The 14,016-nt window shown below is 61.4% G+C and carries 9 protein-coding genes; 2 read left to right on the top strand and 7 right to left on the bottom strand.

All coding sequences use genetic code 11. From position 1 onward, the window contains the following. On the bottom strand, window positions 1-3,623 hold a 3,623-nt coding region (locus tag RTS12_RS06290), incomplete at its 3' end, for a hypothetical protein (RefSeq protein WP_409455670.1). Window positions 3,624-3,812: 189 nt separating this feature from the next. Here RTS12_RS06290 and RTS12_RS06295 point away from each other — a divergent pair. Next, window positions 3,813-4,790: an SIMPL domain-containing protein gene (locus RTS12_RS06295; RefSeq protein ID WP_312526571.1), complete on the top strand. Its 978-nt coding sequence runs from the start codon at window positions 3,813-3,815 to the stop codon at window positions 4,788-4,790. A 135-nt stretch (window positions 4,791-4,925) separates the two neighbouring features. Here RTS12_RS06295 and RTS12_RS06300 read toward each other — a convergent pair whose 3' ends face one another. From RTS12_RS06300 to RTS12_RS06325, 6 genes are all read right to left on the bottom strand, one after another. After that, window positions 4,926-6,227, bottom strand: a complete 1,302-nt coding sequence (locus RTS12_RS06300; RefSeq protein WP_312526574.1) for an O-acetylhomoserine aminocarboxypropyltransferase/cysteine synthase family protein — start codon at window positions 6,225-6,227, stop codon at window positions 4,926-4,928. 150 nt (window positions 6,228-6,377) lie between these two features. Beyond that, a complete protein-coding gene (gene pgi / locus RTS12_RS06305; protein ID WP_312526577.1) occupies window positions 6,378-8,003 on the bottom strand; it encodes a glucose-6-phosphate isomerase in 1,626 nt (541 codons plus the stop codon). 14 nt (window positions 8,004-8,017) lie between these two features. Then, window positions 8,018-8,692 (bottom strand): 6-phosphogluconolactonase, encoded by a 675-nt coding sequence (gene pgl, locus RTS12_RS06310; protein ID WP_312526579.1) that lies wholly within the window; start codon window positions 8,690-8,692, stop codon window positions 8,018-8,020. After that, entirely contained in the window at window positions 8,689-10,140 is a 1,452-nt protein-coding gene (gene zwf, locus RTS12_RS06315; RefSeq protein ID WP_312526640.1) for a glucose-6-phosphate dehydrogenase, read from the bottom strand. Before zwf ends, pgl begins: the two co-directional genes overlap by 4 nt. Window positions 10,141-10,168: 28 nt before the next feature. Next, the gene (locus tag RTS12_RS06320) at window positions 10,169-10,774 is read right to left on the bottom strand and encodes an RSP_2648 family PIN domain-containing protein (RefSeq protein WP_312526581.1); all 606 of its coding nucleotides are present in this window, start codon (window positions 10,772-10,774) and stop codon (window positions 10,169-10,171) included. Then, window positions 10,771-11,967: an RSP_2647 family RNA methyltransferase gene (locus RTS12_RS06325; protein ID WP_312526583.1), complete on the bottom strand. Its 1,197-nt coding sequence runs from the start codon at window positions 11,965-11,967 to the stop codon at window positions 10,771-10,773. Before RTS12_RS06325 ends, RTS12_RS06320 begins: the two co-directional genes overlap by 4 nt. Before the next feature lie 116 nt (window positions 11,968-12,083). Here RTS12_RS06325 and edd point away from each other — a divergent pair, with 116 nt between their 5' ends. After that, a complete protein-coding gene (gene edd, locus RTS12_RS06330; RefSeq protein ID WP_312526585.1) occupies window positions 12,084-13,889 on the top strand; it encodes a phosphogluconate dehydratase in 1,806 nt (601 codons plus the stop codon). Window positions 13,890-14,016 lie beyond the last annotated feature (127 nt).

Here is a 14,016-nt window from a genome sequence, read left to right on the forward strand (position 1 = left end):
GCGGCTGCGCCACGCGACGACGCGCCAACGGCACTGGCCACGGCCTCTTCCACAGCCTCGGCAGCCGGGGCGGCCTTGGCCCTGCCCGCCAAAAGTGGGCGTGCCTGCGGGCGGTTCGAATTACGCAAAAGCCCGCCCGAATCCCGGGCGGGCACAGCAGAACCGGCATTTGACTGAGCAGGAGGCGAATTGGCCGCGCGCAATGCCGCATCAACAGCGGTCGCATCAACATTGCCCCCGCCGCTTGCACGGCTACGTTCGGCCAATGCCGCGGGCGGACGCGCGGGGCGGGCTTCGGCAAATTGCGCGTTCCGCTCTTGCGGCACGAGATGGCGCGCTGTCACGTCAGCGCCAGGCAACTGGGCACGCAAATCGCGGATCAACCCGTCCAAGTGGCGCTGTTCGGCAGGGTCCAGCTGGCCGCCATCGTCACGCATATCCGGGGCAGATCCCTCGGGACGCGCGGGCGGGCGGTTCGAGCCACGCAACCCTGCCCCCGAAGCAGCCCGCGTCGTCGCCGCAGGAGCGGCTGACTGGCTTTGCTCGGCAGGCGCGGCACGCGAGGGCGCAGGGGTGGCAGCCGCCGGGGTTGCCTTGGGCGCGGGACGGTTGGGCGGACGCACGGCCGCCGGGCGCACGGGCTGACGCTGCGCTGCCTCATAGGGCAATGGGTTGCTGGGTACGCTTGGCGCTTTTTCCAGGCTTGGCTCGACAGCACGACGGCGCGGAGCCGTCGCGCTTTGCGGACGCGCCGAGCTGGACAAGGCGTTGCGACGCACAGGCTGTGGCTGCGCGACGGGCTTGGCAGCACTCGCCGTGGCCGCCGCAGGCTTAGAGGCGCCCGCCGCTACCGCAGGCTTATCGCCAGCGGGCTGCTGGCTTGGTGCGGGCCGCGAATCCACGGGTTTGGCAGTCACGGGCTTGACCACAGTCGCAGCCGCTTGCGAGGCGGTCTGGGACACGGCCTGTGCCGCAGCCTTTTCCGTAGCGCCTGCAGCATTGCCGGCCGAAGTCGCCTGCTCAGCAGGGGTCGGGGCAGCATTTACCACGGCTTCAGCCCCGGATCCTGCAGGCTGTTCAGTGGCAGGGGCCGTCGCAACGGCCTGCGCGGGCGCCTGACCCGCTGACGATCCATCCGCCGCGCCGTCCGCCGGACCGGTAGGGGTTGCCGCCGTTTGCGGGGCCGCAGTTGCAGGACGCGCCGCATCGACCGATTGTGCCAGAACCGCAGCCAATGGCCCGGTCGCAGCGGTGATCACGCTGGCTCGTTCTGCTGGCGACAGCGCCGATGCATCCGATGCCAAGGCGCCGTCAGCAGGGTTTGACGTGGTCGCGTTTCCTTGATCCGGTGCGCCCGCTGCCAAATCTGCCCCATCGGCCTGGGTGACACCGCTTGGCAAATCGCCATTCAGGCCTGTGCCGGTCGTGGTCAGGTCATTTGACGCCGTACCATTATCCGCGCCGGTTTGCGTGGCCACAGCCGGGCTTTGCGATCCATTGGACTCGACCGGCAAAGCGCCGCGTTCAGCGTCACGCAACGCGGTCAAAGCGGGGTTGTCGCGCGGCGACAGGAAAGCCCAAACCAGCAATAGGCCGACGACCAGCGCGCCGATCATCAACATCAGCTCGCTACGGTTGCTTTTGCTGCGGCTGAACTTGCGCGGCGCAGCCACTGGGCGGGAAACTTCACCGGGGTTACGACGCGCCTCGGCAGCGCGATCGCGCACGGCCTGCGCGCGCGCGTTCAGCCCCATCAAGGGCGGGGCGCCGTGGCGGACAACCTGCGGGCTGGCCCTTGCGGCATCTTCGGCCGCAGCGACTTCGGCAGCGGCCGCCGCCAAAGCGGCACGTTCCGCCTCGGTCAAATCATCATCTGCCAAATCATCATCTGCCAAATCATCAGCGGACATATCGCCTGCCAATTCACTTGCCGACAAATCATCTTCGATCTGCTCGACCTCGTCCAAAGCAGGATCGGTCAAGGACTGCGCCGGGACATCACCCTGCGACATATCCGAAACCGTCAGCTCTGCCTCGTCATCTGAGGCCTCGGCCACAGGTGCACCCGCGACGTCTGCAAGATCTTGGCTCAGGTCCTGAGGCACGGCTTCAGCCATCAGATCGCTGGTATCCAGCCCATCGGACGGGACCAGATCGGATGCGCCATCCTCTTCGCCGATAAGGTGATCTGCAAGGTGCTCTGCGGTTTCTGCCTGCTCTGTGGCCTCATTTTCGGGTTGGACCAAAGCCTCGGCGATAACCTCGTCCGAGGCCGATTGATCGAGGGCAGGAAATTCATCGGCTGCCGATTCCTCGACGCCCAGATCAGCGTGATCGCTAGATCCTGCGACGTGATCGCCTTGGGCGCCCTCGGTTGCGTCAGCATTGGGTGCGATGGTGGGGGTTGCGGCCAGATCGTGGGCGACGGCCTCGACCAAGTCTTGCCCCCCCTGCGCCGCAGCATCCCCGTCTTCTGCAGGCTCGATTTCTTCTGCGGACTGGGTCAGGCCCGCATCGGGTCGGGCATCTACCTGCTCGTTCGCGATTTCTGCGAAGCTGTCAGTGCTGTCATCGGCTGCAAGATCAGCATCGCTTGAAACATGTGAAACTGCGACCGCATCTGCTGAGGCCAAGGCTTGCTCGGCCTCATCGCTATGCGTCAGGGGCTCTGGCGTGACCTGATCGTGATCTTGGGTAACGGCAAGGTTGTCGTCGTCCGGGGTTGATGCCCCTTCTGCGGCTTCGGCAGCAGCAATGCCAAGCGGATCGTCTTGATCTAAGGGCAATGCCTCAGGCGCAGATGCAACGTCGGCCTCATCTGATGCCACATCGTCGGCCTGCGCGGTTTGGGCCGCATCTTGGTGATCTGGCTGGTGCTGATCGGAACCCTGCCCCTCGGCACCCAAGTGATCTTGATGCAAGTCGGGCGCGGCGGCGGGTGCCTCGTCCACAATATCGGCATCCAGATCCAGGTTCAGCTCTTCGTCGGAAAAGTCGAAATCGACATCGCCCAGGCTTTCATCGCTTGCCAGCTCATCCAAAGGCACAAGGCCAACATCGACGCCCTCATCTTCGGCAGCGCCGGCAAGGCCTGTGTCGGCAGCGCCTGCCTCGGCAGGGTCTTCGGGCGCGAGCCGGAAGACCGGAATGCCGGGATATTCGTCGCTGGTCGGGCGGGCCGAATATTCGACCCCCTCAAAGCCGTGCCGATTGGCGAATTCCTGCGCCTCAAGCAAGGTCTGGCGCGCGACGGCGGCCACACGGACCTCGTCACCCTCGCCGCGCCAATCATAGGCCAGCTGGTCAATCGAATAGGGCGTCAAACCGTCAAGAGCCTGACCGACCGCCTGGTCTCGCCCCCCCTCTGCCGGGATGTGCAGCTCGGTATACAGGATCTGATCATCTGGAATGACCAGAACCACCGGCAAGGGTGGCAATTCGTCTTGCGGCTGGACCGCATGGCGCAGCTCAGCCAGATCCTGACGAAAACTGGCCGAGGCGAACTCGGCAGAGCCCAGAACCTCCCAATCGGCATCGGGCTGCAATGTTGGCCTGCGACGCAGCAGATGGACCGCGTCAGCACTGAAGGATAGGGCGTGGTCAAGTCGGGATTCGGGCTGCATGTGACTGCTGATCGTCCGGATTTCTGAGTGCTGCTCTTATGATTAATTATCTTGGGAGTAGCGCAGAAATGAACGCGTGAAAAGCTATACACCAGATTGTTATGCAAACCTTGGCCTAGTTTTGGGTTCTTATCGTGAAAAAGCAGCTTTCCGCCGAAAATTACGGCGGTTTTTACCAAGGAGCTATTGATGAACCTTCATCCAAGCGCGCAGGCCAACAGCACCCAATTGTCATCCCGCAGCCCGTCGCAGGCCCAGGAGAGGGGCCTGAATCTGGGCCCGAACATGGCTTTGGGCATGGGCCGGTCCCGCGGCTTGCCCCAAGGTTTGACCCATCGTTTGACCGGGGGTCTAAGCGCTGCCGCAATGGCCTTGGCCCTGGTTGCATTTGGCCAAGCCGCCAGCGCCCAATCTGCGCCCCCAGCCAATGATGCCCCGACAGGAATGGGGGCAGGAATGGGCGCCCATCATCCTGGCCCTATGGCTCGGCTGACCGTCTCGGGCGAGGGCAGCGCCACTGCGCAACCCGATATGGCCTCGATCATGCTGGGCGTCTCGGTTCAGGCCGATACGGCCGCCAAGGCGATGTCCGAGAATGCCACACGCCAGCAAAGCGTGATCGACAAGCTGAAAGCCGAAGGGATCGAGGCTCGCGACATTCAGACCTCGGGTTTGAATCTGTCGCCGGTGCAAAGCTATTCGCAAGACGGCAAACCGCCGGTGATCACGGGCTATATGGCCCAAAACATGGTATCGGTGCGGGTGCGCGATCTGGGCAAGCTGGGTGCGGTTCTGGATATGCTGGTCGAAGCCGGTGCCAATGAAATCAACGGGATCAGCTTTACCCGAGAAGATGCCTCTGAGGCAGAGGATGCCGCCCGCGTTGCCGCGATCCAAGCCGCCCGTCGCAAGGCGGATATCATGGCCGAGGCAGCAGGCATGAAGCTGGGCCGGCTGATCTCGCTTTCAGACAGCATGATCGACAGCGGTCCGCGCCCGATGATGATGGCGATGGGGCGTGACGCCAAAGCCAGCTCGACCCCGATCGAGGCAGGCGAACTGGCGATTACGGCAAATGTCACCGCAACCTACGCGCTGATCCCAGCAAAAGATGAGGGTCAGCCTGAAGGCCTCGCCCCGAATGAAGATCCGCCCGCGCCAAATTGATCGAGCCTGAACCCTGCCGGAGAGGGCACAAGGCTCTTGTTCGGCAAGGTGGGCAGCGCGCTCGACTGGCATCAACGCAAAAGGGCAGGCATATCGCCTGCCCTTTCTGTTTTTGGTCACATCGTGATCCCGCGCTTATTGCGTGGCGGCGCTCAGAGCCTGATCCAGATCGGCAATTAGATCCTTGGGGTTTTCGATGCCGATCGACAAGCGCACCACATCAGGGCCTGCCCCGGCTGCGATCTGCTGGGCTTCGCTAAGCTGGCGATGCGTGGTCGAGGCCGAATGGATCACCAAAGAGCGCGTATCACCCAGATTGGCGACATGGCTGAAAAGTTTCAGGTTATCGACCAGCTTGACGCAAGCCTCGTAGCCGCCCTTGACCGCAAAGGTGAAAAGCGCGCCAGCGCCTTTGGGATAAACCCGTTGAGCGGTGGCATTCCAGGGCGAGGTTTCCAGACCGGCATAGGTGACTGCGCTGACCCGCGGATCGCGCTCAAGCCATTTGGCGACCTCGACGGCGTTTTCAACGTGCCGCTCCATCCGCAGACCTAGGGTTTCGATGCCCATAAGGGTGTAATGCGCCGCCTGCGGGTTCATGGTCATGCCCAGATCGCGCAGCCCAATGGCAATGCTGTGGAAGGTAAAGGCCAGCGCGCCAAAGGTCTCTTGGAACTTGAGGCCGTGATAAGCGGGCTCGGGTGCAGAAAGCGAGGGGAACTTGTCGCTGGCGGACCAGTCGAACTTGCCGCTGTCGATGACCGCACCGCCCGTCACCGTGCCATTGCCGGTGAGATATTTGGTCAAGCTATGCACCACCAGCGTCGCGCCCATCTCGATCGGCTTGCACAGATATGGCGTGGCAAGGGTATTATCGACGATCAAAGGCAGCCCGGCCGCATCCGCCACCGCAGCCACTGCGGGAATGTCGGTGACATAGCCGCCCGGGTTGGAGATCGATTCGCAGAAAATAGCGCGGGTGTCGTCGTCGATCGCCGCCTTCAGCGCATCCAGATCATCAAAGTCGACGAATTTCGCGCTCCAGCCAAAGCGGCGAATGGTTTGGCTGAACTGGGTGATGGTGCCACCGTAAAGCCGGGTCGAGGCGATGATATTGCGCCCCGGACCCATAAGCGGGAACAGCGCCATGATCTGGGCGGCATGGCCTGATGAGCAGCAAACGGCCCCTGCCCCACCCTCCATCGCGGCGATGCGGGATTGAAGCGCGCCAACGGTCGGGTTGGTCAGGCGCGAATAGATATAGCCAACCTCTTGCAGGTTGAACAAACGCGCAGCGTGATCGGCATCTTTGAACACATAGGCCGTGGTCTGATAGATCGGCACCTGGCGTGCACCCGTAGCCGGGTCCGGGGCCGAGCCCGCATGTATCGCCAGCGTGTCAAAGCCCCAAGCATCAGCGCCCGAATTCTCTGTCATAGTCCATCCCCCTAAACGGTTTGGCTCACCCTAGGGGGAGCGCCCTTGAGAGGCAATGCGGCTGTGCTGATCACGCCAAGAGGAGGCCTGAGCGCGGCGACAGACGAGACCATCAGCTCGGGGCGCTGCCCCGAACCCCGGGATATTTTTTCATGAAAGACAGGGCTCTGGCTGTTGGGCGCGGATCAAGGCTGCAAGGTGGCGCGTCGATGCGTCATGGCCGGGGATGTCCTTGCCTTCGAGCAGGGGCGCCACGTCAAGCGCCAGCTCTTTGCCAAGTTCAACGCCCCATTGATCGAAGCTGTTGATGCCCAAAATCACGCCCTCGACGAAGACCCGATGTTCGTAAAGCGCGACGATCTGACCAAGGGTATAGGGGGTCAGCTGGTGAATGAGCAGCGTCGTTGAGGGGCGGTTACCGGGAAAGACGCGATGACGGGCCTGACGTTCCAGCTCGTCCCCGCTTAAGCCTTTGGCGGCCATCAGCTCGCGCGCCTGAACCAGATTGCGGCCCCGCATCAAAGCCTCGGCCTGCGCGAGGCAGTTGGCGGTGAGGAGAAGGTGGTGATGGGCGAGCTCGGCCTCATGACCGCAGGCTGCAAGAATGAACTCGCAGGGGACAATTGCCGTGCCTTGATGGATGAGCTGATAGAAAGCGTGTTGGCCATTGGTGCCCGGCTCGCCCCAGACCACCGGGCCGGAGGGTAGGGTCAGATCCGATCCGTCCATGGCCACACGCTTGCCATTCGATTCCATCTCGAGCTGCTGGAGATAGGCGGGAAGGCGAGCGAGGCGGTTGTCATAGGGCAGCACAGCGCGCGTGGCATAACCGCAGATCTGATGGTGCCAGATGCCCACAAGCGCCAAAAGCGTCGGCAGGTTTTGCTGAGGTGGAGCATTTTGGAAATGTTGGTCCATTGCCGCCCCGCCGGCAAGAAAGCGGTCGAAATTCTCGGGGCCGATTGCGATCATCAGCGAAAGCCCGATCGGCCCCCAGACGGAATAGCGCCCCCCGACCCAATCCTCGAAACCAAAGACCCGATCCGCATCGATCCCCCATTGCGCGGTTTTTCCCTCGGCCGAGGACAGCGCCACGAATTGCGTTGCAGGGGCAGTGACCTGATCGGCCATCCAATCGCGCGCCGTCGCCGCATTGGTCATGGTTTCGATGGTGGTAAAGGTCTTTGAGGCCACGATTACCAGCGTCGTCGTTGGATCAAGTCCACGCAGGACATCGGCAATATCCGCCCCATCGACATTCGAGACGAAATGCACACGCGGGCCGTCGTGATAGGGCGAAAGGGCGCGCACAGCCATTGCCGGCCCCAGATCCGAGCCACCAATGCCGATATTCACCACATCGGTAATCGTCCCGCCTTGGCCCATATAGCGCCCGCTGCGGATGCGTCGTGCAAAATCGGCCATATGTGCATGGGTGTCGCGCACATTTGGCATTACATCGCGGCCATCGACAAGAACCTGACCATCCAGATTGCGCAAGGCCGTATGCAAGACGGCGCGATCCTCGGTCTCGTTGATCCTTTCGCCCGCGAACATCGCCTTGCGGCGGGCGGGCACGGCAGCTGCCAGCTCGAGCAAAAGATCACGCGCCTGAGCGTCGATCGTGGTCTTGGACCAGTCAAATACCAGCCCATCGGCCTGACAGGTGAATTCCACTACGCGCGCGTCATCATCTAAAAGGGTTTCGATGCGCAGATCGCCCTGAGATTGGCGATGGGCGGTCAGCCTGGTCCATAGGTCAGCGGAACTTGTCATGTCTGGCTTTCGTGTCACGCCGCCCAATGGACGGTAATATCACCCAAAAAGGCGCGGATAGGCGCATCGATCGGATCAAGCTTTTGCGCACGCTCAAAGGCATTGCGCTTGTCATTTCCTGTGATCAACAGATGCGAATGAATGACGGATTTCAACGCCGAGGCACTGAGTGAAATCCGTGGCTCCTCGCTTGCGCCCCGGATCGCAATCACGGGCGGCGCCTCGGGGGAAAGGCCCAGGATCGTATCGGAAAGGCCAGGAAACAGGCTCGCCGTGTGCATATCATTGCCCATGCCAAGCAGCAGAACTGTGATCGGTAGATGTGGGGCAATGCGCGCGCTAAGCCCAGGTGCAGCAAGATCTGGCGATTCATCCCCGGTATAAAGATCGATATATTGCGCAGCCTCGGCCCGATCGCGCAAAAGATGCCGATAAAGCAGGCGCGAGTTCGAACGCATATGCGTTCCATCCACCCAGCGCTCATCATTGAGAAAGACCGTCACCCGACCCCAGTCAAGCTCGGTGCCCGAAAGAATATCCAGGACTGGCGCGGGGGTCGTGCCGCCGGGCACGCAAAGCGAGGCCTGCTCGCTGACCCGCAACTGCTGGGCCAATTGACCCGCGATGATATTGGCCAGCGACAGCGACAGCATTTCACGATCGGGGTATTCGATGAACTCCAGCGTCATGATCGAATCTCCCTCCAGCGACGGTTGTCGCGGTGCAGCAGCCGCAGGGCCTCTTCAGGCCCGCTAGAGCCCGCATCGTAAGGCTCGGGCCGGCTGGGACCAACCTCCCAATCAGAAATGATCGGATCGGTCCAGGCCCAAGCCGCCTCCACCTCGTCACCGCGCATGAACAAGGTCTGATTGCCGCGAATCACATCCATGATCAGCCGCTCATAGGCATCGGGCATATCGCGGCCCTCCTGCCCCAAAGCATCGGCAAAACTCATATCTAAAGGAACCTGAACCAGACGCATCCCCCCTGGCCCCGGCTCTTTGATCATCACCGTCAGATGCATCCCCTCATTGGGCTGCAACTTGATCACCAGCTGATTGGCCTTGGGCGCATCTGCCTCGTCAAAAATCGAATGGGGCGGCTCTTTGAAAGTGACCACGATTTCGCTGGTGCGGGCGCGCAAACGCTTGCCTGTGCGCAGATAGAACGGCGTGCCCGTCCAGCGCCAATTTGCAATCGACAGCTTCAGCGCGACAAAGCTTTCTGTCCGCGAGCCCTGATTTTCTACATCATCCAAATACCCCGGCCCGTCCGGTCCCGCCAGATACTGACCACGAACAATATCGCTGGGTTTCAAGGGCTCAAGCGCGCGGATTACCTTCAGCTTTTCATCACGAACCGCATCGGGATCAAAATGATAGGGCGGCTCCATCGCTGTCAGACACAAAAGCTGCATCATGTGGTTCTGGATCATATCGCGGATCGCGCCCGAATGGTCGTAATATTCGCCCCGGCCGCCAACACCGACGGTTTCCGCCACGGTGATCTGAACGTGGTCGACATATTGTGCGTTCCACAACGGCTCAAACAAAATATTGGCGAAACGTACCGCCATCAGGTTCTGAACTGTCTCTTTGCCCAGGTAATGGTCGATGCGGTAAATCTGCCCCTCGTGGAAATAGCGCGCCAAAGTGGCGTTCAACTTGCGCGCACTTGCCAGATCGCGGCCAAAGGGTTTTTCAACGACGATGCGGCTGTTGTCATCGGCCATGCCATGGCCGGCCAGACGCTCGGCAATATCGCCAAAAAGCGCAGGCGCCACCGAAAAGTAAAAGGCGTGAACCGTGCCCGGACGGATCTTGGCCTTCAGCTCGTCCCAGCCAGCGGTGCCGCGTGCATCGATTGCCACATAGGACAGCAATTCGAGAAAGGCACTGATTTGGCTGGCGTCCGTGGTCTGGGGCAGGAATTCGCGAATGGCCGATGCCGCCTCAGCGCGAAAGGCCTCATCGTCTTGCTGGGTGCGTGCCGCACCAATGATACGTGCCGTGGCCGCGAATTGGCCGGCCACAAAGCGTCGATAAAGACTGGGCAAAATCTTGCGCCGCGCCAGATCTCCGGTGGCACCGAAAATGACGAGGTCGAAATCCTCGACCGGAATGACCCGCGAGACCATAGCTTCCTCCTGATTTGAAACCAAAGGTTTACCCATCGTTAGCGCTATCATCAAGCCTATCCTCCAAGATGCCGCTTTTACCCGGCCCCATTGCGATCCGTATCAGCGCCTTGTTTAGCCGCGGCAGCCGTGCCCGCGCCAGCATATCGCTTTGGCTCATGCTTGCGCCAGATGCCTGGGCACGCGCCAGCGCTGTGGCCACGGCAGCGCTGACCACCTGGCTGTGATCGCGCATAAGGCCTGTCAGGAACTCATCGGGGTGGACTGCCTGCACGCCAAATCGCGACAGGATACGTCGCGGAAAATCGCGCAGGTTCAGGGTGACGATGATCGGCGCGCGCCCATCCATTGCCGCACGAAGCACATGCAGATCCCCCGCATCAGGCAGATCGACAATCAACCCTGCCTCGTCTTGCGGTGCAATCATGGCGCGGGGAAACCGCAGCCGCATCAATGCAGCTTCGGCCCCCGCCACCGATTTTTGATCCGGGCCCAGTTTGGCACTGGAATGGACCCATTCCTCGATGATCCGCTCGGACCAAAGGGGTTCAAAGACACCTGCCTGCGCAACATCCAGCAGGATTTCGCGCAGGATCGTGGGAAAAATCACGCAGGCGTCAAGCAGCGCTTTCATCCATCCAACCGAAAGAACAGTGCCTTCAGATAGCCGGATTCGCTCAATTGCGGCAGCGTCGGATGGTCTGGTCCCGCCTGACCGCTGTGCAAAAGCTGCATTCGACGACCGCCCCGGCCGATGCCCCGGGCGCTTGAATTGCGGAACGAGGTCAGATCAGCAGCATGCGAGCAAGAGCACAGCCCCAGATAGCCCCCCGGCGCAACCAGTGCCGCCGCCAGTCGCGCCACGCGCTCATAAGCGCGCAGACCCGCATCCAGCGCCTGTTTGTTCGGTGCAAAAGCGGGCGGATCGCAAATGACCACGTCAAACTGCGCGCCCTCGGTCGCCAAGGCCTCCATCACGGCAAAGGCATCGCCCTGACGTGTTGTCAGTTTGGCCTCGGCGCCCATACGTTTGGCGCCTTCGCCCGCCAAGGCCAGCGCCGCGGCAGAGCCGTCAACGCAGGTCGCATGGCTTGCCCCGCCGGCCAAAGCCGCAAGACCAAAGCCACCGACATGCGAAAACACATCCAACACCCGTGCACCTTTGGACAGGCGTTGGCCAAAGGCATGATTGGGACGCTGATCATAGAAAAGGCCGGTTTTCTGGCCACCGATCAGATCGGCCATGTAGATCGCACCATTCATAGGCACGGCGATCGGCCCATCGATTGACCCTGCCAGCACCTCGGTACGCTCATCCAGCCCCTCAAGGCTGCGCGCGCGGCCCTGACCATTCAGCACGACATGACTGACGCCCACCACCTCGCGCACGGCATCAGCCAAGTCCTGGATCATCAATTCGGCCCAGGCCGCATTGGGCTGAATCACCGCGCAATCGCCAAAGCGATCAATCACGGTTCCGGGCAGACCATCCGCCTCGGCGTGAACCAGACGGTAGAATGGGGCATCAAACAGACGCTCGCGCAGCGCCAAGGCACGGGCGATTCGCGCGCGCAGCCAGGCGCCATCGATCACGGCCTGCGGATCGGCATCCATCATACGGCCGATAATTTTCGAGTTGGGATTGACCGTCACCACACCCAAGGGGCGACGCTCGCCATCCTCAAGCTGGGCAAAGCTACCCGGGGCAATGCCACGGGTGCGACGGTCCACCACCGCCTCATCAGCAAAAATCCAAGGAAAGCCGTGACGAATGGCACGGGCATTGGCCTTGGGGCGAAGTCGGATCGTGGGAAGTTCAGCGGACATTTTGGCCTCGGCTTTACTTGCAGAAGTGCCACGTGCGCGCCATGGCGGCAAGGGGCGAGAGGTTGCGTTGTTATCGCTAACGGACTAACAGTGACTTTAGCGAAAGGAAGGGTGCCATGATTTTGCATTCCACCATTGATCGCGTGACCGACCGGATCCGCAAAAGATCGGCAATCTCGCGTGCAGGCTATCTTGCAAAAATCGCGGCAGCCGCAGAAGACGGGCCGCGCCGCGCACATTTGTCTTGCGGCAATCAGGCCCATGCTTACGCGGCAATGGACCAAAAGCAAGATCTGGCCCAGACGCGCAAGCCCAATCTTGGCATTGTCACCGCCTATAATGACATGCTGTCCTCGCACCAGCCCTATGAGGTCTATCCCGAGCTGATCCGGCGCGCGGCTGCAAACGCTGGGGCAACCGCGCAGGTTGCGGGCGGCGTTCCGGCCATGTGCGACGGCGTGACGCAGGGGCGCGCGGGAATGGAGTTGTCGCTTTTCTCACGTGACGTCATTGCCCTTGCAGCGGCAGTGGCCTTGTCGCACGACACTTTCGACGCGGCGCTTTATCTCGGCGTCTGCGATAAAATCGTGCCGGGGCTGATGATCGCCGCCGCAACTTTTGGCCATCTGCCTGCGGTTTTTCTTCCGTCGGGGCCGATGGTCTCGGGCCTGCCCAATGATGAAAAATCCCGCGTCCGTCAGCAATTCGCCGCCGGAGAGGTCGACCGTAAGGCATTAATGGCCGCCGAAATGGAAAGCTATCACGCGCCAGGCACCTGCACATTTTACGGCACGGCCAATACCAATCAAATGCTGATGGAATTCATGGGCCTGCACCTGCCCGGTGCCAGCTTTGTCAATCCAGGCACCCCCTTGCGCGAGGCGCTGACCCAGGCAGCCGTCAGCCGTGCTGCAGAAATGACGCGGCTTGGGGCCAACTATCTGCCAGTCGGGCAGATCCTGGACGAGCGCGCCTTTGTAAATGGATTGGTTGGCCTGATGGCAACGGGCGGATCGACCAATCTGGTCATCCACCTGCCTGCGATGGCACGCGCCGCCGGCATCGTTCTCGACCTCGAAGATTTTCACGATATTTCCGAGGCGGTGCCCCTGCTGGCCCGCGTCTATCCCAACGGTCTTGCGGATGTGAACCATTTCCACGCTGCGGGCGGGCTGGGGTTCGTGATCCGTCAGCTGCTTGAAATGGGCCTGCTGCATGATGATGTCGCGACCATCGTTGGCAAAGGCTTAAATGATTACACCACCGAACCTCGCTTGAAATCCGACGGTCTGGCCTGGGTGGCTGGTCCCGAGGCCAGTCTGAACGAACGTGTCATCCGCCCACATAGTGACCCCTTTGCCCCGACAGGCGGCCTGAAACAGCTTGAGGGCAACCTTGGGCGAGGCGTGATCAAAGTCTCGGCCGTGGCCCCGGAGCGGCATATTATCGAAGCCCCTGCACGTATCTTTGACAATCAGGAGGCCGTTAAGACAGCCTTCAAAAATGGTGAATTCACGTCGGATTGTATTGTCGTCGTGCGCTTTCAAGGCCCCAGCGCAAATGGCATGCCCGAACTACATTCGCTGACCCCTACCCTGGCTGTACTTCAAGACCGCGGCCTGCGAGTCGCACTTGTGACGGATGGGCGCATGTCCGGAGCGTCAGGCAAAGTTCCGGCCGCGATTCACCTGTCACCAGAGGCTGCCCATGGCGGCCCCTTGGCACGGCTGCGTGATGGCGATCTGGTGCGTTTGGATGCAATCGCGGGGACGATTGAGTGTTTGACCGAGGGCTTCTCGGCACGTCCCCCAGCCCCATATGTCGAAACGGCTGATACGGCTCAGGGCATGGGGCGTGAGCTATTCGCGTCGTTTCGTCAGAACGTCTCGCAGGCGACTTCCGGCGCATCTGTCGTTGTGTGAAACCCACCCGCGTGCCCTTGAATACGGTTAAGCTGAAATTGAGCGTAAAAGCGATGCCGGATGATCTAGATGACATCCGGCATCGTGCATTTAACCGCCGGATCAACGCAGCACGCTGACCAAGCAT

This window comes from Paracoccus sp. (in: a-proteobacteria) (genome assembly GCF_032007265.1).
Lineage (GTDB): Bacteria > Pseudomonadota > Alphaproteobacteria > Rhodobacterales > Rhodobacteraceae > Paracoccus.